At 66.6% G+C, this 18,761-nt stretch carries 16 protein-coding genes and 12 pseudogenes; 14 read left to right on the top strand and 14 right to left on the bottom strand.

Annotated elements, in window-relative coordinates; translation table 11 throughout:
* Window positions 1-127: 127 nt before the first annotated feature.
* Together OG985_RS47135 and OG985_RS47130 are read left to right on the top strand one after the other, a co-directional pair.
* A complete protein-coding gene (locus OG985_RS47135; RefSeq protein ID WP_371666553.1) occupies window positions 128-970 on the top strand; it encodes an IS5 family transposase in 843 nt (280 codons plus the stop codon).
* Window positions 971-1,064: 94 nt separating this feature from the next.
* Entirely contained in the window at window positions 1,065-1,607 is a 543-nt protein-coding gene (locus tag OG985_RS47130) for a hypothetical protein (protein WP_331718632.1), read from the top strand.
* Window positions 1,608-2,125: 518 nt separating this feature from the next.
* Here OG985_RS47130 and OG985_RS47125 read toward each other — a convergent pair.
* The 6 genes and pseudogenes from OG985_RS47125 to OG985_RS47100 form a co-directional block, all read right to left on the bottom strand.
* Complete coding sequence (locus OG985_RS47125; RefSeq protein WP_371666554.1) at window positions 2,126-2,374, bottom strand: type II toxin-antitoxin system RelE/ParE family toxin; 249 nt, start codon at window positions 2,372-2,374, stop codon at window positions 2,126-2,128.
* On the bottom strand, window positions 2,371-2,637 hold the full coding sequence (locus tag OG985_RS47120; RefSeq protein WP_371666555.1) for a type II toxin-antitoxin system Phd/YefM family antitoxin: 267 nt from the start codon (window positions 2,635-2,637) through the stop codon (window positions 2,371-2,373). The genes OG985_RS47125 and OG985_RS47120 overlap by 4 nt, the downstream gene beginning before the upstream one ends.
* Before the next feature lie 57 nt (window positions 2,638-2,694).
* Window positions 2,695-3,171: pseudogene (locus OG985_RS47115) on the bottom strand (transposase); the annotation flags it as partial.
* Window positions 3,172-3,214: 43 nt separating this feature from the next.
* Window positions 3,215-3,385 (bottom strand): annotated as a pseudogene (locus OG985_RS47110) (IS630 family transposase); the annotation flags it as partial.
* Between the two features lie 116 nt (window positions 3,386-3,501).
* The gene (ltrA, locus tag OG985_RS47105; RefSeq protein ID WP_371674221.1) at window positions 3,502-5,214 is read right to left on the bottom strand and encodes a group II intron reverse transcriptase/maturase; all 1,713 of its coding nucleotides are present in this window, start codon (window positions 5,212-5,214) and stop codon (window positions 3,502-3,504) included.
* Window positions 5,215-5,937: 723 nt separating this feature from the next.
* Window positions 5,938-7,072: pseudogene (locus tag OG985_RS47100) on the bottom strand (IS630 family transposase); the annotation flags it as partial.
* 396 nt (window positions 7,073-7,468) lie between these two features.
* Between OG985_RS47100 and OG985_RS47095 the strand changes: the two are divergent.
* Together OG985_RS47095 and OG985_RS47090 are read left to right on the top strand one after the other, a co-directional pair.
* Window positions 7,469-8,219: pseudogene (locus OG985_RS47095) on the top strand (transposase family protein).
* 94 nt (window positions 8,220-8,313) lie between these two features.
* Window positions 8,314-8,397: pseudogene (locus tag OG985_RS47090) on the top strand (hypothetical protein); the annotation flags it as partial.
* A 103-nt stretch (window positions 8,398-8,500) separates the two neighbouring features.
* Here OG985_RS47090 and OG985_RS47085 read toward each other — a convergent pair.
* Complete coding sequence (locus OG985_RS47085) at window positions 8,501-8,722, bottom strand: hypothetical protein (protein ID WP_371666556.1); 222 nt, start codon at window positions 8,720-8,722, stop codon at window positions 8,501-8,503.
* A gap of 374 nt (window positions 8,723-9,096) precedes the next feature.
* On the opposite strand from OG985_RS47085, the pseudogene OG985_RS47080 reads away from it, so the two are divergent.
* Window positions 9,097-9,291, top strand: a pseudogene (locus tag OG985_RS47080) (transposase); the annotation flags it as partial.
* On the opposite strand, the pseudogene OG985_RS47075 reads toward OG985_RS47080, so the two are convergent.
* Window positions 9,239-9,352 (bottom strand): annotated as a pseudogene (locus OG985_RS47075) (IS6 family transposase); the annotation flags it as partial. The pseudogenes OG985_RS47080 and OG985_RS47075 overlap by 53 nt on opposite strands.
* A gap of 296 nt (window positions 9,353-9,648) precedes the next feature.
* Between OG985_RS47075 and OG985_RS47070 the strand changes: the two are divergent.
* From OG985_RS47070 to OG985_RS47050, 5 genes and pseudogenes are all read left to right on the top strand, one after another.
* On the top strand, window positions 9,649-10,404 hold the full coding sequence (locus tag OG985_RS47070) for an HD domain-containing protein (RefSeq protein WP_371666557.1): 756 nt from the start codon (window positions 9,649-9,651) through the stop codon (window positions 10,402-10,404).
* A gap of 265 nt (window positions 10,405-10,669) precedes the next feature.
* Complete coding sequence (locus OG985_RS47065) at window positions 10,670-10,987, top strand: transposase (protein WP_371666558.1); 318 nt, start codon at window positions 10,670-10,672, stop codon at window positions 10,985-10,987.
* A pseudogene (locus OG985_RS47060) lies at window positions 10,984-11,511 on the top strand (transposase); the annotation flags it as partial. The gene OG985_RS47065 and the pseudogene OG985_RS47060, both read left to right, overlap by 4 nt.
* A 142-nt stretch (window positions 11,512-11,653) precedes the next feature.
* Window positions 11,654-11,975, top strand: a pseudogene (locus OG985_RS47055) (IS5/IS1182 family transposase); the annotation flags it as partial.
* Between the two features lie 90 nt (window positions 11,976-12,065).
* Window positions 12,066-12,711 (top strand): annotated as a pseudogene (locus OG985_RS47050) (transposase family protein); the annotation flags it as partial.
* Here OG985_RS47050 and OG985_RS47045 read toward each other — a convergent pair.
* The 3 genes from OG985_RS47045 to OG985_RS47035 form a co-directional block, all read right to left on the bottom strand.
* On the bottom strand, window positions 12,685-12,876 hold the full coding sequence (locus tag OG985_RS47045) for a hypothetical protein (protein WP_371666496.1): 192 nt from the start codon (window positions 12,874-12,876) through the stop codon (window positions 12,685-12,687). The pseudogene OG985_RS47050 and the gene OG985_RS47045 overlap by 27 nt on opposite strands.
* A gap of 122 nt (window positions 12,877-12,998) precedes the next feature.
* A complete protein-coding gene (locus OG985_RS47040) occupies window positions 12,999-13,280 on the bottom strand; it encodes a hypothetical protein (protein ID WP_371666497.1) in 282 nt (93 codons plus the stop codon).
* Between the two features lie 105 nt (window positions 13,281-13,385).
* Complete coding sequence (locus tag OG985_RS47035; protein WP_371674187.1) at window positions 13,386-13,562, bottom strand: hypothetical protein; 177 nt, start codon at window positions 13,560-13,562, stop codon at window positions 13,386-13,388.
* Between OG985_RS47035 and OG985_RS47030 the strand changes: the two genes are divergently transcribed.
* Window positions 13,552-14,028 carry an ATP-binding protein gene (locus OG985_RS47030; protein ID WP_371666559.1) on the top strand — a complete coding sequence of 159 codons (477 nt, stop codon included), beginning with the start codon at window positions 13,552-13,554 and terminating at the stop codon, window positions 14,026-14,028. The two genes, OG985_RS47035 and OG985_RS47030, sit on opposite strands and share 11 nt — an antisense overlap.
* A 477-nt stretch (window positions 14,029-14,505) precedes the next feature.
* Here OG985_RS47030 and OG985_RS47025 read toward each other — a convergent pair whose 3' ends face one another.
* Window positions 14,506-14,718, bottom strand: coding sequence for a hypothetical protein (locus OG985_RS47025; protein WP_371666560.1), 213 nt, complete (start codon window positions 14,716-14,718; stop codon window positions 14,506-14,508).
* A 10-nt stretch (window positions 14,719-14,728) separates the two neighbouring features.
* Here OG985_RS47025 and OG985_RS47020 point away from each other — a divergent pair, with 10 nt between their 5' ends.
* Window positions 14,729-15,055 (top strand): hypothetical protein, encoded by a 327-nt coding sequence (locus OG985_RS47020; RefSeq protein ID WP_371666561.1) that lies wholly within the window; start codon window positions 14,729-14,731, stop codon window positions 15,053-15,055.
* Window positions 15,056-15,308: 253 nt separating this feature from the next.
* Here OG985_RS47020 and istB read toward each other — a convergent pair whose 3' ends face one another.
* Together istB and istA are read right to left on the bottom strand one after the other, a co-directional pair.
* The gene (istB, locus tag OG985_RS47015; RefSeq protein WP_189845846.1) at window positions 15,309-16,079 is read right to left on the bottom strand and encodes an IS21-like element helper ATPase IstB; all 771 of its coding nucleotides are present in this window, start codon (window positions 16,077-16,079) and stop codon (window positions 15,309-15,311) included.
* Window positions 16,076-17,494 carry an IS21 family transposase gene (gene istA, locus OG985_RS47010; RefSeq protein WP_331719138.1) on the bottom strand — a complete coding sequence of 473 codons (1,419 nt, stop codon included), beginning with the start codon at window positions 17,492-17,494 and terminating at the stop codon, window positions 16,076-16,078. The genes istB and istA overlap by 4 nt, the downstream gene beginning before the upstream one ends.
* A 58-nt stretch (window positions 17,495-17,552) precedes the next feature.
* On the opposite strand from istA, the pseudogene OG985_RS47005 reads away from it, so the two are divergent.
* Together OG985_RS47005 and OG985_RS47000 are read left to right on the top strand one after the other, a co-directional pair.
* A pseudogene (locus OG985_RS47005) lies at window positions 17,553-17,897 on the top strand (transposase); the annotation flags it as partial.
* Between the two features lie 115 nt (window positions 17,898-18,012).
* Window positions 18,013-18,761: pseudogene (locus tag OG985_RS47000) on the top strand (transposase family protein).

Raw genomic sequence — 18,761 nt, 5'->3', positions numbered from 1 at the left:
CTACTTCGCCTGCTTGAGTCACTACGAGCTCGCGCAGATAGACGTCGTGGGGAGCCCCCAGCGACAAGGTGGGCACAGGTCCCGGTGATCATGGAGTTGCGACGCTCTGTGATTACTGGGGGGACCTGTGCCCGTGCTTCCATCATGGCTGACTGACCCGCTCTGGGAACAATTCGCGGCGCTGCTGCCCGAGCGCCCTACGGTCGATCCGTCCCACCCGCTGGGGTGCCACCGGCGCCGTATCAGCGACCGGATCGTGTTCGACAAGTTGCTGCAACTCCTGCGGTTCGGCTGCTCCTACCAGGCGATCTCCGACACGACCTGCTCGGCGACCACCATCCGCAACCGCCGCGACGAATGGATCCGGCTCGGCGTCTTTGGCCGACTCAAGCAGATCACGCTGGAGTCCTACGACCGGATCGTCGGGCTCGTGCTCGACCAGATCGCCGTCGACGGCTCCATCACCAAGGCCCCCGGCGGCGGCGAGGTCGCCGGGCGCTCACCGGTCGATCGCGGCAAACAGAGCTTGAAACGCTCGGGCATGACGGATGGTTACGGGATCCCGCTCGGCCGGGTCCTGGCCGGAGCGAACCGCCACGACTCGCCGCTGCTCTCGCCGACCCTGGACCTGCTGGACGACCTCGGGCCGCTGCCCAACGACATCATGGTGCACCTGGACGCCGGCTACGACTCGGACAAGACCCGCGCTGAACTGGCGGCCCGCGACCTGCGCGGACGCATCGCGCACAAGGGTGAGAAGGCGCCGATCCAGGCGAGCCGGCGGTGGCATGTCGAGCGTACGCACGCCTGGCAGAACGCCTTCTACCGCCTTTCCCGCTGCTACGAACGCCGCGCTACCGTCGTCAACGCCTTCTTCGATCTCGCGGACACGATCATCACCATCCGTAGCCTGATCCGTCGAGCCTGGGCCACCCATCGCTGGGACGAACGCCCCCACCGTCGCCCTTGAGTACCCGCCCTGCGCGCCTACCATGAGGCCGAAGCCGCCAGCACAGGATGGGTGACCCGAAGAAGACGGCCAACCGCCGTAGAAAGAAGTCGGCATGCTGCCAGAGTCGGAATTCGCCGTCATCCTCGGGATGTCCCCCGAACAGCGTGCGGCCTTCGTCGCAGGGGTAGCCGAGCGGGTCTTCGACCTGTACATGGACTGCGCACGGCCGTACCGCAGCAACGTTTGGGAAGCGATCACAGCTGCATGGGGCCGGGCATCCGGCGAGACCATACCTGGCGAGACCGCCGCTCGTCTGGCAGAAGCCCTCGATCAAGAAGCAGCCAGCTACTGCGACGATCTAGATGAGAGCATCGACATTCCCTTTGAGGTGATCACCGCCGTCGGCCACGCGCTCAAGGCCGCCTTCTTCGGCGACCCCAAAGACGCTGAAGCGGCCGCGAACTTCGCGACGGGCGGCATCGCCCGCGCAGCTCACGCATGCAACGACGATCAGGACAGGGCAGTACAGGAAGAACTCGGCTGGCAACTCGACTGGCTGCGTTACGTCAGTACGACCGAGGCGGAAGCCACCCGCGACGGATTCTCAGCACGCACAGTGACCAAGCCGACTTGGTATCTGCGCTGGGAGAACTGAACCCGCCAAACTGCACCGCCACCAATCTGCGTGACCTCTACGTTCGGCCGATGGTCTTGAACTCGTCCGCGAGGTCGCCGAAAGGCTGCTGCAGGAACTGATCGAGGCCGAGGCCACCACAAAGATCGACGCCGAGTGGGGCGAACACACCGACACCCGCACCACCACGTCGAGGCGCACCACTACCTCGACGCTGACATGCCCTGGCTGGAACGCATGCACCACAAGCGCCACTGGATCCTCGAACGTCGCGGCTTTACCGCCACCTCTCCCGGCCAGCTGCCCCAGCCGCCCTCCCGCCCCGTCGTCATCGCCGCCGACCGGATCCCGCACCAGCCGCGGCGAACTCGCCGGTGCCACAGGTACGGCAGTGGGCCAAGGACCAGGGCATGGATGTGCCTGATCCAGGCCCACTCCGCACCGACATCTGGGACGCTTGGTATGCGGCCCACGCCCAGCCGGTCGGCTGATCCATCATCACGGCCCGACCACTGGCTCGAATCGCCGGGTAGCCCCGCTCAGCCGGTGTGTCCTACATGCTCAATGTGCAGCGTGCTGTTCTGGACGTCGATGCGGTACAGGACCCTCCACGGGCCGCTGTGCAGACGCCGGTGGCTGCTTCCCCACGCGCGAGAGCCTTCGGGGGCCGGATCGTCCGCGAGCCGGTCCGTGGCATGCAGCAGTGCGTCCACGCCGGCGGAATCGGCCTTCAGAAGGCCGGCTGCCTCGTTGAGCGCTGTGGGCTCCCACGTGACGCTCCAGCTCACTCTCCGCTCCGGCCTGCTGCGTCGAGGAGTGCGAGACGCGCCTCGGCATGCGAGACGGGAGCCGGAGTGATCCCCAGGGCCCTGTCGCGCTCCAGGCGCGCGACGGCCAGGGCGTCTTCGAGGTCTTCCAGCTCCGCCGGGGAGATCAGGACGGCGGCGGGTGTCCCCCGGTCGGTGAGGGTGATGTGCTCGTGCTGGGCGGCACGACGCGCGAGGTCGCCTAGACAGGTGCGGGCTTCAGCGATCGGATAGGTACTCGACATGAATCTAGAGTACACCCACATAACACTTAGTGTGATGCGCCGGAAATCGCGGGCTTAGGAGTCATGCCGGTTGGCTCCGGCCAGGACGCGGCCCAGCGGAATGCCGTAACCATCCGTCATGCCCGAGCGCTTCAGGCCCTGTTTGCCGCGGTCCACGGGGGAACGCCCGGCGACCTCGCCGCCGCCGGGGGCCTTGGTGATCGAGCCGTCGACGGCGATCTGGTCCAGGACGAGGCCCACGATCCGGTCGTAAGACTCCAGCGCGATCTGCTTGAACCTGTCGAAGACGCCGAGCCGGATCCACTCGTTGCGGCGGTTGCGGATCGTTGTGGCCGAGCACGTCGTGTCGGCGATCGCCTGGTAGGAGCAGCCGAAGCGCAGCAGCTGCAGCATCTTGTCGAAGATGATCCGGTCGCTGATGCGTTGGCGGTGGCAGCCCAGCGGATGGTCCGGGTGGTCTTCCGGTCGTTCGGGCAGCAAGGCAGCGAATTGGCCCCAGAGCGGTTCGGTCAGCCATGATGGCAGCGCAGGCACAGGTCTCCCCAGTGATCACAGAGCGTCGTAACTCCATGGTGAGGTAGTCGGCGAGGGATTTGAGGATCTCGTCGGCGGTCTTGGTCCAAGTGAAGGGCCTGGGGTTCTCGTTCCACGAGACGATCCATGCCCGGATGTCGTCTTCGAGCGCCTTCACCGAGGTGTGGACGCCACGGCGGATGAGTTTGTCGGTCAGCAGGCCGAACCACCGCTCGTCGGGTAGGACCGCTGCATTGCTGCAGCGGTCCCCCCTCAGAACCGGCCGTGCCCGCTTTCCGAGCAACCGGCTCAAGCAAGCCCCTTGGGCTCGCGGGCGAACAGAAGTGCTGGTCACCGGCCGGGGCCAGTGGCCAGCCGACGCTGGCAGTGGGTGTGTATCAGGCGTGAGGCGGCGGGTTTGTCCGGCTTGCCGTTGCCCGCATCGGTAGTGATCGCGTGTTTGCGGATCGCGGTGCGGGTGACCTTGAGCCACTGCTCCCACTGGTCGGGGGTTTGCGGCTCGTGGTCGGCGTGCAGCAGCAGCCCTCCGCAGAGCGGGCATCGGCCGTCTTGCATCTGCAGCAGATGCAAGGTGCCTTTGCCCAGCGGGAGTTTGCCGCGGCGGCGCCGCTTGGCCCAGAAGTCGGCCAGGGCGGGATCGTCGGTTGACGCTCTCCCTGGCACCATCCGGTGCCGGACGATCGGCGTCCAGGCGAACTTGTAGAGGTAGAAACCGCTGGTGCGGTCCCCGAATACCCATGTGTCCTGCCTGAACGGGTTGAACATGCCGAAGTACCGGGCGGTCACCCAGCGCATCGGCTTGTTCGGGTGGGAGAACTTGGCCCACTTGTAGACCAGTCTCCACACGTAGGCGTCCAGCGAGTTGAACGCCCGCTTGGACACCCCGATCCGGTAGTAAGCGACCCAGCCCTTGATGATCGGGTTGAGCTTGGCGATCACCGCGTCGGCGTTGGCCCCTCGCAGGGCCAGCACTTCGGCGGCAAGCCGTTCCCGGATCCGCCGCAGGGCCGCGTTGCTCGGCTTGGTCAGCAACTTTCCGCGATAGCGTCGGATGTTGAACCCCAGGAAGTCGCAGCCCTCATCGAGGTGGACAATGCGCGTCTTGTCCTCATTGAAAGCCAGCCCCCGGGGCGCGAGCCACGCGGCCAGCCGAGCCTTGACCTGCTCGGCCTGTTCCCGAGAATGACACAGGGCGAGAAGGTCGTCGGCGTAGACGACCAGAACCGGAGAATCGCGCGCCAGAATCGTGGCATCACTGCCGAGAGCCTGGTAGCGGACTCCAGCGGCCTTTCCCATTCCGTGCAAGGCGATGTTCAACAACGCGGGACTGATCACCCCGCCCTGGGGAGTTCCCTCCACCGTCGGGGTGAACCAACCTTTCTCGACCACACCGGCCTTCAGCCATCCGGCAACCATTCCCCTCGCGGGAAAGTCCCCCAATGACGCGAGCAGGTGATCGTGGTCGATTCGGTCGAATGCCGCTTTCAAGTCAGCGTCGAGCACCCACAGGCGTTTAGCATTCTTGCCGCTCGCCGTCGTGTGGATGGCAACGATCGCGTCATGGCAGCCGCGACCGGGGCGAAATCCGTAGACCTTCGGTTCCAGCCGTGCCTCCCACTCGGGCTCCAGTGCATTCAGCGTCAGAGCTTGTAGGCATCTGTCTGCGATCACGGGAATTCCGAGTGGGCGCTGTTTCCCATTCGCCTTGGCTATATACACCCGCTTGACGGGCTTGGGCTTCCACGGGGCCGCGTCATGCTGGACCCAGTCGGCCAAATCGGCCTTTCCCTGGGGCAGCAGGACGACTTTCCCGTCGATGCCCGCCGTCTTGCGGCCATCGTTGACCTCCGTGACCCGCCGCACACTCGCGAGTGTGTTGGCGCGGGAGCGGAGCATCAACTTCTGCAGGTTCCGGACCTTGGCCAGGTCTCCTGCCTGCGATGCCGTAAAGATGCGTTGCCGCAGACGCCGTACGTCGTCCTCGACCTTCCGCCAGTCGATCGACGGCCAGTCGGTGATCTCGTCCTCCGGTCCGTTCGCCATGCCGGCTGCGGTCGCAGCGGCTTGCGCCGCCCCAGCCACGTGTGTCGTCACGGCGTCCAACTTGCCCTTCGGTTCAGGTGTCTTTGGTCATCGTTTCTTCACGGGCTCACCAGACCCACGTCAGCACCTTTTCAGGTCGAGGCATCGGCCCCTATCCGGCCAGTTATGCGGGAACCGCCGACGGAGGTGTCGGCATATGGTTCCCGGTTTCCTGCTGCCTTTCGGCGACCGGCATTCGCTTGTTGGGTCTTCCTGCATCCGCTGGAGAGTTGGGCCTTCCTCGCGGTTGGCTTACCAGGCCAGAACTGCATTGCCTGGACTCCATCGGGGTTGTCACGTTCCGCATGAGAGAGATGCTGCCGGGGAGGGCGCCCTCTGCACCCCGGGGACGGCGGTGCACTCCCGACCGGTCAAGTATCTCCAGTCGGCGCCTGCCGCTTTCCAACGGCCAGTCCCTATCTCCCGCTGAAACAACCCATCGGCGAGAGTGATCATGACGAGGCATCATCAAGGGTTCATTCGCATTCACCCGTCCGGCATTTCCCAGCCTGTAACCCCCGGATGGAACGAGGATCCTTGGGCATTTCCTCAGGCTTCGCACCCCGCGATTACTCGCAACGCACGCTGAGGCGGGAACGAGCCTTGCACACTGGCTCGGGTCCTACACCTTCGACATCGGCCGAACCTCCTTGGTGATTACCACTCTTCTCAAGCGACTTCGTGTCGCACGACCTGGTTGGTCCAGGAGGAGCCGGTCGGGGTGAAGTGGACGTGGAATCGGGGGTGTCTGCCGAGCCAGGTCTTGATCTCGGGAGTGTTGTGGGTGGCGTAGTTGTCACACGCCAGGTGCACGTCGAGTCCGGCGGGGACCGCCTTGTCTATCGTAACCAGGAACGTCTTGAACTCGATGGCCCGGTGGCGGCGGTGCAGTTCACCGATGACGGTCCCGTCGGCGATGTTGAAGGCGGCGAACAGGCTGGTGATGCCGTGCCGCAGGTAGTCGTGGGTGCGCCGTTGGGGCATGCCCGGCATCATCGGAAGTACCGGCTGCGAGCGGTCCAGGGCCTGGATCTGGGACTTCTCGTCCACGCATAACACCACCGCCTTCTCAGGCGGGTTGTGGTACAGGCCCACGACGTCGACGACCTTCGCGACGAACTGCGGGTCGGTGGAGAGCTTGAAGGCATCCTGCAGGTGCGGCTTGAGGTCGAACCGTTTCCAGATCCGGCCGATGGTGGACTTCGACAGCCCGGTCCGGGCCGCCATGGAAGCCCGCGACCAGTGCGTGTCCTGGCCCCGGAGTGGATTCCAGCGTCGCGGCGATGACGTCCTCGACCTGATCGAGCAGGAGAGACGGCGGCCGCCCCGGCCGCGGCTCGTCGACCAGCCCGTCCAGCCGCTGCTTGACGAACCGAGCCCGCCAGCGGCTCACCAACTGCTCGCGCACCCCGAGCTCCGCCGCCACCTGCTTGTTCGTCCCGCCCTCCGCGCACCGCAGCACGATCCTCGCCCGCAGGGCCAGGAACTGCGCGGTCTTCGCCCGCCTCGCCCACCGCATCAGCTGAGCCCGTTCGTCATCACTGAGCACCAGCTCCAACTTGCGCCGGCCCGGCCGCGGCTCATCCGCAAGCCCGGCCATCCGCTGGTCAACGAACCGCGAGCGCCACTTCCTCACCGTTTCCACGGTCACCTTGAACTCCGCCGCGACACGCGTATTCGGCTTCCCCTCCGCGCATGCCAAGACGATGCGTGCCCGCTCGGCAAGACAGGGCGCCACTGCCCCGCCCGCCCAGCGCAGCAACTCGGCGCGCTCCTCATCGGACAGCACCACTTCGACGGCACGAGGACCCCGGGACATGAAAACAGGCTACAGACTTAAGCCCGCGATTTCCGGCCCATCACATTAGGCGAACTGGCCCCGGTGGCGGACGTGGAGGCCGGCCAGCTGCGGCCAGGCGGCATGGGCGCTCATGTTCAGGTACAGCTCAAGCTGGAGCCGGGTGTGTTCCGAGGGCGTTGGCACAGCGGACATCCTGCCGCAGGGCCGGGGATCGGGATGGGGCAGGATGCGGCCTGTCGTAATCCACTTCTCGTGATCCGCATGTCTGCCTTGCCCGTTGCCTCCGCCTGCCCGATCACTGAGCTTGTTCAGTTCGGCTACTGATCGGGTGACGTGTGGTGAGGGCGGAACGGGCAGAGCCCCAGGGCTGTTGAGCGAGGTGTCTACGCTCAACTCTTCAGCCTTGGGGCTCTGTTGGTTCCTTATCGTGCCGTACTCGATGTTCCGCATGCCCTGGTGGAGTGGGTCACGATGCTCATCGTCACCCGTGAAGGTGACCGCAGGTGCAAGCTGCCAGCGTCCGAGCGCGCCCTGGTCACACTGGTATACCTGCGGAAGAACGACACCCTGCGTCAGCTCGCGGCCGGCTTCGGTATCAGCCTGGGCACCGCACACGCCCACGTGCACGCCGTGATCGGCCACCTCGCAGAGCTCGCGCCCGGTCTGACCGCGGCCCTGAGATCGCCCCGACGCCCGCTACCTGCTGCTGGAGGGGACACTCGCCGAGTGCGACCGGACCGGCGACGGCCGGGCGGACTACTGGGGAAAGCACCGCCGGCACGGCGTGAACCTGCAGGTGGTGACCGCTCCGGACGGCACGCTGGTGTGGATCTCGCCCGCGCTGCCCGGCCGGACCCACGATCTGACCGCGGCCCGACGGCACCGGATCATCGCTACGTGTATCCGCCTGGGCATCCCGATCCTGGCCGACCGCGGCTACCAGGGCGCCGGTGACATCGTCGTCGTGCCCCACAGACGACGACCGGGCAAAGACCTCACCGTCAAACAGAGAAGCGTCAACCGGGCGCACTCGCGTCTGCGGTGGCCTGTCGAGAGATCCATCGCATCGGTCAAGACCTGGCGGATCCTCCGCAAAGCCCGCTGCAACCCGAGCCGGATGACGTCAATCGCCAGAGCCATTCTCACCCTGGAGACTCACCGCTGAACAAGCTCACTCTGACCGCTTCCGAGCGCAAGCGGCTCAAGACGATGGCGGTCACAAGACAGAGCACCGGCTCCGTCAGCGCGCCCAGGTCGTCCTGCACGCGGCCCGGAATCGCTCGAACGCCCGCATCGCCGGGGAGACCAGGCTGCACCTGGACACCGTCCGCACCTGGCGCGGCCGATTTGCCGAGCACCGGCTGCCCGCCCGGTCCGACCGCAAGCGCTCCGGCCGTCCGACCTACTTCACGCCGTTGCAGGCGCCCAGGTCAAGGCCCTGGCCTGTCAGCTGCCCGCCGAGAGCGGGGTTCCGCTGTCGCGCTGGTCGACCCGGAGCTGGCCCGCGAGGTCGTCGCCCGCGCGATCTCCGCCTCCACCGTGCGGTGCTGGCTCAAGCAGGACGCGCTCAAGGGGAGGGTTCTTGCGGAGTACGAGACGTTGGACAAGAAGGGCAAGGACACCAGCGACGAGGAGATCGAGAAGCTCAAGGCGGATGACCCCGACCATGGGTGCGCACCCTCATGGTCCTTTGCGGCGCTGCTTCATGTGAGGGAGCGTCACGGGGCGGGTAGTGGTGTTTGGGCGTTGATTACTCATTCTGCGAGGAGGTGTCGGGGGTGAGGGTGGTGTCCGAGGCAGTTTTCGCATCATGTGCTGTGAGCCGGGATGGTCAGTCAAGAGAGGAGCCCTTGACCTCGGAAGAGGCCACTGTCACCAGCGGGACAATCGGTGGCAACCCTTGACGAGTAGTCCCTTCACAGTGCCGGTTCGCATGCTTGTGCAGGGGTCTCGCCCTGCCTGCAGGGGGTTGCGTCCAGAGAAGTGGTGTACGGGTTCGACCTGATCCGGGGGTTTGCTCCGGCATCGGGATGGTGCCCGCACGTCGCACCGACGTGGTCGGCATCTTCCCCGACCGCACCACCGTCATCCGCCTGGTCGGCGCGGTCCTGGCCGAGCAGAACGACGAATGGACCGAAGCCCGCCACTACACGGGCATCGAACTCCTCGCCAAAGCCCGCCTCCACCCGATCGCCGGACGGTTTCGTGGGAGACGATCACGCCGCGGGCGAGCATGAGCTCATCGACCTCGCGGAAGCAGAGCGGGAAGCGGTGGTGCAGCCACACGCAGCGGGACATGACCTCCGCCGGGTACCGGTACCCCTTGTACGACGGTGTCGCTCCGGCCTCCACGACAGCCCCTCCCAGATGTTCAGCAAACCCCAGATTCGGAGCACCGCGCTCAACTTGACAATGCCCCATTGACCCATCTACAGCTGCCGTGTTCGGGGAGGAGGCTCGCTTCAAGTGAGGTATCAACTACCTAGCTCTTCAGGGGTGAGGCGATCGTCCTCCGGGACATAGTGGGACCCGCCCAAAACTCAGAACATGACCTATGTGTTCGAGAAGCGGGGGACTTCAGGAGAGTTTCATCAGTGACCACCAGCATCGAACCTGTCCCCCAGCCCCGCCCTGGTCACGGCCAGGAGGGATTGGAACGAATGGCCGTTCTGCCGTCGATCGCCATGATGGGCACCGCGCATCACGCCACCGGCGAGGAACTGCTGGCTGAGCTGCGTCCTGGCAAAGTGTTCATGATGGGTGACAACCCTGCTCTGCCCCCGATGCCCGAGCGTCCGACTCTGGCGGACTTCTTCCGGCTGCGCCTTGAGCCCTTCACCGCCCGGCATATGCTGCACAGCGCCCGCCGGGCCCGAGACTTGGGGCTGAACGAGGAGGTGGTGCTGGCCTGTCTCCTCCACGACATCGCTGTGGGCGGCCTGCTGCGCAGCCACCATGGACACTGGGGCGCCCAGCTGGTGGCCCCTTACGTCTCCGAGGAAGTCGCCTGGGCTATCCGCCAGCACGAGATCCTGCGTTTCTTTCCCGACCCGTCGGTTGGCTACGACTACCCCGAGGCATACCGGACCTTCTTCGGCCCGCAATACGCCCCACCCGCACACATACACAGTGCCTATGAGCACGTTCGTGCACACCGTTGGTACATGACAGCGCGTCTGGTCACCCTCAACGACCTGTACACCTTCGACAACGAAGACGACATCGACATCGCCGAGTTCGAAGACATCATCGGCCGGCACTTCCGGCAACCCGATCAGGGCCTGGGCTTTGATGGCTCACCGGTCGCACACATGTGGCGCACCATGATCTGGCCTAACAACTTCCTGTAGCGCGGCCAGGGCGGTGCCTTCCGGCAGTCGGCCGGCTTGCCGGACACGGGCGCGGAGCGGGCCCTGGTGCGGGAGGTGGAGCTCCCGGTCCCCGGATGGAGTTGACGGTTGAGTGGAGGCCCTCTCGGCTGGCATGATCCGGCCGGCGACAGCGTGCACCTCACGCTGCCGGCCGGAAGGAACGCGGTGAACACCAACGAGCAGCACAGGTCCGGGCACGTCGTGATCGGCGTCGACACACACAAGCACGTGCACGTCGCCAGTCATGGACACCATCGGCAAAATCCTGGCGACATTGACTATCCCCACGGACACCGGTGGATTCCAGCAACTCCTGGACTGGGCAACCTCGTTCGGCAAGGTGCTCGCATTCGGGGTCGAGGGCACCGGCTTCTACGGCGCCACCCTGGCCTCGTTCCTTCGCCGGGCCGGTCACAAGGTGGTCGAGGCCGGCCGGCCGGACCGGCGGCTACGGCGGATGAACGGCAAGTCCGACACGCTGGATGCCGAGAACGCCGCCCCGCGGTTCTCGCCGGCTTTGCCACCGCCACTCCCAAGACGGCGGACGGCGAGGCCGAGATGATCCGCCGGCTGAAGATCGCCCACGACCAGGCCGTCGAACAGCGCGCGGCCGCGAGGGTCACCATGAAGGCGATGCTCGTCCACGCCGGCGATGGCCTGCGTCACGAGACCGCCGGCACAACGCAGATCGCTCTGGCCCGGCACCTGGCGGGCCTGCGTCCTCGACAGCTGGAGGGCCCTGAGGGCGCACTACGTCACGCCCTGCGCACGCTGGCCAAGCGGTGGCAGTACCTCGACGCCGAGGCCAAAGAGCTGACGAAGATGATCGATGACCTGGCGCACCGAGCCGCCCCGCAGTTGCTCGAGCCGTTCGGCATCGCAGTGGACACGGCCGCGGAAATCCTCGTCGCAGCCGGCGACAACCCCGAGCGCATCAAGTCCGAAGCCGCACTCGCCAAACTCGCGGGCATCGCACCCGTGCCCACCGGCTCCAAAATGACCAGCGCCAGGCACCGCATCAACCACGGCGGCCATCGCCAGCTCAACGCCGCGATCTACCGCACCGTCATCGTCCGCATGCGATTCCACCAGCCCACGATCGACTACGCCGCCCGCCGAACCGCAGAAGGCAAGACGAAACGCGAGATCATCCGATGCCTCAAACGCTACGTGATCCGCGAGGTCTACCACCTCATCCGGCCTGCCCCGAACGCGATCACTGCGTCCACACTCCGGGGGTCACCTCACTGGGGTCGACGGCGGCTATCGCAAGCACTTCGTCGAGCACGCCGCCACTCTCGGCATCGACTTGGAAATCACCGCCCGTACCCCCGGGAGCAGGGGGTTCATCCCGATCCCGGACGGTCGAGCGGACCTACGGCTGGCTGATGCTCCACCGCCACCTGGCGAGACCCTCCCTGCCCGATCCGAAGCCATGATCGATCTACCTCGCCATGACCGACCTCATGGCCCGCCGACTCACCGGCGAGGCCACCATCTCCTGGCGCAACCGGGCGGCGAAGCATGAGCTTGTTCAGTTCGGCTACTGATCGGGTGAGGTGTGGTGAGGGCGGAACGGGCAGAGCCCCAGGGCTGTTGAGCGAGGTGTCTACGCTCAACTCTTCAGCCTTGGGGCTCTGTTGGTTCCTTATCGTGCCGTACTCGATGTTCCGCATGCCCTGGTGGAGTGGGTCACGATGCTCATTGTCACCCGTGAAGGTGACCGCAGGTGCAAGCTGCCAGCGTCCGAGCGCGCCCTGGTCGCACTGGTATACCTGCGGAAGAACGACACCCTGCGTCAGCTCGCGGCCGGCTTCGGTATCAGCCTGGGCACCGCACACGCCCACGTGCACGCCGTGATCGGCCACCTCGCAGAGCTCGCGCCCGGTCTGACCGCGGCCCTGAGATCGCCCCGACGCCCGCTACCTGCTGCTGGAGGGGACACTCGCCGAGTGCGACCGGACCGGCGACGGCCGGGCGGACTACTGGGGAAAGCACCGCCGGCACGGCGTGAACCTGCAGGTGGTGACCGCTCCGGACGGCACGCTGGTGTGGATCTCGCCCGCGCTGCCCGGCCGGACCCACGATCTGACCGCGGCCAGACGGCACCGGATCATCGCTACGTGTATCCGCCTGGGCATCCCGATCCTGGCCGACCGCGGCTACCAGGGCGCCGGTGACATCGTCCTCGTGCCCCACAGACGACGACCGGGCAAAGACGTGATAGCTGGTGATCGACATCGGCATCGTGCTGTGCGGTCAGCGTACCGGCCACGGGGAGCGGCGGGTGAGGGTCGTCCACTCCTCGTCCGCCCGGCCGGGCACGGCCCGCCCGGCGCCGGCCCACCGGGCGGCGAGTTCAGTGAAGATCGGCTCCAGCTCGGGGCGGGAAACCGCACTGCCACTGTGCTGGGCGCCGGGAAGGGACGGAAGCCGCATCGTCTTGGTCACACCGGATTCAACGTCTTCCGCACCATCCCAGTCACCCACGGCCGGGGCGGGCCTCGTGGAGGCCCGCGCGGACAACAGCGGCCGCAGCCACCGCGCGCGTTTCCGATCCCGAGTGGTGGGGTCTACGCGATGTTCGTAGCGAACAGGCGTTGCATCGCCGTGGATACTCCGGTCACCTCCAGCGCGATACCCACCTTCTGGCACATGCGGTGGGCCCGGAGGGCGGCGCTGAGCGTGGCGGGTGCCGGCTCCCCAGCGGGAACGCTGAGGATCACGCAGCGGGGCCGGCAGGCACGGACGAAGGCCTCGATCTCCTGGACGGCCGCGGCCCGCGTGGCGATGTCGAGATTGCAGTGCAGGGTCACCCGCAGCACGTCGCCGTCCAGGCTGTGACTGAGCAGCATGATGGCCTCCACTCCGGCGGTGAACTCACCCCCGTATTCCCGCTCCGGCCCGGCCCGGGGTTGTCTGACCTGGCAAGGATGACAGCCAGGGCGCGTCACCGCAGCTCACGGCGCGCCCTGCGACCAGCAACCGGCCAGGGGAAACAACGGCATACCAAACCACCGATTTTTGGTTTTGGGTATGGACTGCTCAGAGAGCCTGCGCTCGACGGGAGTGTGCTGGAAGTACCAGAAGAAGCATTCCGGCCCTTCCGGACAGGCAGTGATCTTGATGACGACCACCACGACCTCCCACAGCCGGCAACAGCGCCCCGCGCCGCACGCCGCCGCGGCCGGTGCGCGCGTGTTCAGCCTGCCACTGGAACACGGACCGCTCGCACCGGCCACCGCCCGCCGTGCCGCCCGCCCCATCCTGGCCTCCTGGGGACTGGACGAAGACCAGCTCTACGACGCCCTGCTGGTCATCTCCGAACTGGTCACCAACGCCGTCACCCACGCCCTACCCCCCGTCGCCCTGCACCTGCACACCACCACCAACGGCCCAGGCCGCGTCCAAGTCCACGTCAGCGACGGCGGCCCCCACACCGCCTCCCCCACCACCAGCTGGGCCACCACCCGCCCCACAGACGAACACGGCCGCGGCACCACCATCATCACCACCCTCGCCCACCACACCGGCACCACCCCCACCCCCGACAACGACACCGACGGCCTCATCAACCACTGGGCCGACCTCAGCGCCGCCTGACCCCACCAGGTTGAACGGGTCGGCGGGCGGGACGGCGATCCGGGTTCGGCGCCGCAGCGGGGGCAGGGATGGCGCTCGACTCGTCCGCGTCGGTCGGGGAAGGCTTGTGAGGGTGCCTGCAGGCACCCTCACGCGCCGAGGAAGCCGTCAAGAACGCCCAGAAGAGCCGAGGACCCGTCACCGTCGCCGGCGTCGCCCGCACAGCGGGTATCTCCCGCTCCTGGCTCTACACGCAGAGCAATCTGGTCGACGCCATCAAAGCTGAAGCAGGGAGTACCGTCACCCGTGCGGACCGGTCAGCAGCCGACGGGCACCGCCTCACTGCACCGGCGCCTGGAAGCCGCCCTGTTGCGGGTCAAGAACTCCGGGCGGCCAACACCGAGCTGACCCGACGCCTGGAAAGGGCCCACGGCGAGATCCGGCGACTGCGCACGGAGTGTCCATGACGTGACCGCGGCGTTCCTGGACGGGGTTCGATTACCGGCGACGTGTCGCCTGGGCGGCGGCCAGCAGATTTCGGATCCCGATGACGTCTCTACCAGTGCGCATCGCGATCTGGGCTGCCGGCTCGCCGCTCTGGTATGCGGCCACGATCGCCGCAGTCAGATTCCGGCGGGCCACATGGACCGCTTCTTGCGCATCGTGCAGCGCCTGGGCTGCCGCCTCCAGCGTGTTCTCCTCGCTCGCCATATCGATCATCGTGCGTGGGGCCACAGGACCGGTACGGTGGCCCTGCTGGAACTCCTGGCACCGCTGGAGCGTGATCGCCCTGGTCGCCTACGCCTTCCTGGCCGTCACCGCCGCCCTCGAACGCGCCGCCCAGACCACCCGCGACGACCCCGACGAGGCCAACCTCGTGCCCCTCAGCAGCCACGAACTCCTCCGCCTGCTACGGGCCTTGATCCTTCCGCCACCCCGACGAGACCCCGACCACCTGCTGTGGTGGTCCACCTGGCGCCGCCGCCACCAACACCGCGCCCGCCTCTGCCACCGCCGCTGGCATGCATACGCCGACACCCCGCCATGATCGAAAACTCGGCCGCTGCTCTACAGCTGCCGTATCCTTCCTTCGTTATTACGCCGCCTGCCACCCCAACGAGCCCGTTTCCGCGAGACTCGGCAGGGCACGCGCCGCGGACCATGTTTCCGTTCTCCCGGGTGAGCAGGATGATCTGACTCAGCAATTCGAGACTTCCGCCACCGCTACTGCTACCTGCGGGGGCTGATGTCGGCGTACTCTCGCTTCGGGCCGGGCCGGTACGTTTGAACGTCCCCAGGTGTTAGGCCACTTCGTTCTCCCGCTCGATGGCCTGGAGGCGGTTCTTGAGCCGGTAGCTCGGGCCGTTGATCGCGATCACTTCGCAGTGGTGGAGGAGCCGGTCGAGGATCGCGGTGGCGAGGACCTCGTCGCCGAACACCTGTCCCCATTCGCTGAAGGTCTTGTTGGAGGTCAGGATGATGGAGCCCTTCTCGTAACGCTTGGAGATGACCTGAAAGACCAGGTTCGCCTCGGCCCGTTCGAGGGGCTGGTAGCCCACCTCATCGATCACAAGGACGCTCGGCCGCAGGTAGGTGCCGAGTTTGTTGACCAGCCGTCCGGCCGACTCGGCAGCCTTCAGATTGCGGACCATGTCGTCGAGACTGGTGAAGTAGATCGAGTAGCCGGCCCGGCAGGCCGCGACAGCGAGAGCGACAGCGATATGCGTCTTGCCCACTCCCGGTGGCCCCAGCAGCGCGGCGTTCGCCTTGCCGTCGACGAAGGAGAGGCTGGCGAGGTCTTTGACCTTGCGCGGGTCGAGCTCGGGCTGGAACGAGAAGTCGTATTCGTCCAGCGTCTTGTGGTGTGGCAGCTTGGACAGTCGCAGGCCCTGGCGGAAGCGGCGGTCGTCGCGGACGGCGAGCTCTTCGGAAAGGACCAGGTCGAGGAAGTCGAGGTAGCCCATCTTCGCCTCGTCGGCTCGGCGGGTGTACTCGTTGATGGTCTCCGCCAGGTGGGGCAGGCCGAGCTTGCCGGCCGTGGTGCGGATGCGGTTGCCGGTCAGCTCGCTCAAGACGACTCCTTCGTCGGGGAGTTGGTGGTGAAGGGCCGGGTGCCGGTCAGTTCGTCATAGACCGACAGCGGCCGCCGCCCGACCTCGATCTGGGTTGCAGCGGCCCGGTTCAACAGGGCCTGCAAGGGCCCGATGCGACCCGCCGCGGGGAACTCGCTCTGCGGTGGTGGCGGCTCGTCGCCCGTCGTAGTGCGGCGGTTCTTGCCGGTTGGCAGGCCGTCCCAGTGCTCATCCTGCTTGACAACCACGCCGCGGCCGACCGCCCGCGGATGGCTGGACAGCAACGTCTCGCCGCTGGCATCGGGGACGGTCGTGTGCAGCATGACCTGGGATTTCGTCGCTCTGATCTCCACCAGCTGACGCGGGCGGACCTTGCGGGCGGGCACCGAGTAGAGGTTCCCGCCGAACGCGACCAGACAGTCCTTGCCCACCGGCCGCAGATGCCGCTCGGCCACCAGATAGGGCGAGGACGGCAACGGCTTCAGGGCGGCGTGATCCCGGGCGGCCCGGTGTCCGATGACCTCGTGGTGGGTGGCGTGGGTGCGGGCGCGTCGCTGCGGCACCCACGCCAAGAACGCGGCATCCAACTCCTCGAGCGAGGAGAACGCCCGCCCGGCCAGCACGTGATCACGCACGATCAACACCTGGCGTTCGACCCGACCCTTCCCGGTGGGCCGGTAGGCGGCCAGCACGTCGATGTCGAAGTCGTAGTGGCCGGCGAAGCCGACCGCTTCCGGATGCAGCGGAACCGCCTCACCGGGAGCGACGTGCCGGCGCACGACGGTCTTGGTCCGGTCGTAGACGATCGACATCGGCACCCCGCCGAAGTGCGCAAATGCCCGCCGGTGGCAGTCGAAGAAGGTCTGCAGGTCCTGGCTCGTGGTGAAGCAGCAGAACGGATCGCGCGAGTACGACAGCACCATATGGAACGAGTAGACCTTCGGGATTCCCAGGTGGGCGAGGATCTTGCCTTCATCGCCCCAGTCGACCTGAGCCTGGGCCCCGGGAACCACCTCGAAGCGGCGGTGCATACCCGCCAACTCCCGCGGCTCGATCCCCAGTTCACCCGCGATCCGCGGCCGGGCCTCCTGCAGATAGAGCTTGACCCGCTGGTAGTTGATCGTCGAGCCGTACTCCTTCACCAGGCGTTCGTGCACCACAGCACCCTTGATGAGGATCTCTGCCCGCAGCATCGCGTCGATCAACGGGGCGACCTCGTCGACCGCCTTCTTCCGGGGCCGGCCGTTCGACGTCCGCCTCGGCGGCACCGACGCCGCCGTGCTCGACAGATACTTGCGGACCGTCTTGCGGTCCAGCCCAGTCTCCTTGGCCACCTCGGTCAGACTGACCGCCCCTGACTCGACCAGAGCACGGAACCGCCGCAGTTCCAGCCAGCGCTGCGGGTCCAAAACCACCGCGTCACCACCCTCCGCCACCCTTCACCGGACGAGCAGAAGAGTGCCGGGCACCACGATTCACCGCACCATCAAGCGTCCCTTTTCACTCGTACGCGACCGGGGACGATCGTGTGTACGCCGACAGCTGATGCTGGACGGGCGGCGTAAGTCGATCCAGCCGATGGCGGAGCGGCTGCCGGACGGCAACGAGCAGAACCTGCAGCAGTTCGTGAATCAGTCGACGTGGGATCCGGTGCCGGTACGGCGGCGGATCGCCGAGCGGATGGTGCCCCAGGTCTGCCCGGATGCCTGGGCGGTCGATGACGTGTCGTTCCCCAAGGACGGGAAGATGTCGGTGGCGGTCGCCCCCCAGTACTGCGGAGCGCTGGGCAAACAGGCCAACTGCCAGGTCGCGGTGAGTGAGCTTCTTCGAGTTGGCCACCGATCGGGTGACAGACAAGGGCTCGTAACGGACAAGGCTCCCGGACAGTTGAGCGAGAGATCTCACGTCTCAACTCATTTGTCAGGGAGCCTTGTTGGTTACCTATCCTGCCGCACTCGACCTTCCGCATGCCCTCGTGGAGTGGGTCACGATGCTGATCATCACCCGCGAGGGTGACCGCCGGTGCAAACTGCCGGCCTCTCAGCGGGCCCTCATCACGCTCGTGTACCCACGCAAGCACGACACCCTCGCCCAGATCGCCGCCGGCTTCCGGATCAGCGAGAGCACCGCCCACGCACATGTACACAGCGTGATCACCCACCTGGCCGCCCGCGCACCCTCTCTCACTCACGCGCTGCGGCAAGCCCGCCCTGAGCACATCCTCGTCGACGGCACGCTCGCCGAATGCGACCGCGTGGGCAACAGCCAGAACGACTATTCAGGCAAGCACCGCAAGCACGGCGTGAACATCCAGACGGTCACCGGCCCGGCCGGTGAGCTCGTCTGGTACTCGCCGGCCCTGCCCGGACGGACCGCGGACATCACCGCCGCCCGCACCCACAACATCGCCCCATCTGTGAGCGACTGAAGATCCCCGCCCTCGCGGACAAGGCGTACCAGGGTGCCGGCGGAACGTTCGCCACACCCGTCAAAAGACACCGAAACCGTGAGCTCACCGTCAAAGAGAAGGCCGTCAACCGGGCACACGCCCGACTCCGCTCGCCCGTCGAACGGGCCTTCGCACGACTCAAAGCCTGGCGGATCTTCCGCAAAGCCCGCGTCAGTCCCAACACACTCACGTCAATCGCCAAGGCCGTCCTCACCCTGGAGAAGCAACGCTGA

The organism is Streptomyces sp. NBC_00289, from assembly GCF_041435115.1.
Lineage (GTDB): Bacteria > Actinomycetota > Actinomycetes > Streptomycetales > Streptomycetaceae > Streptomyces.
This window is presented reverse-complemented; position numbering and strand designations above follow the sequence as displayed.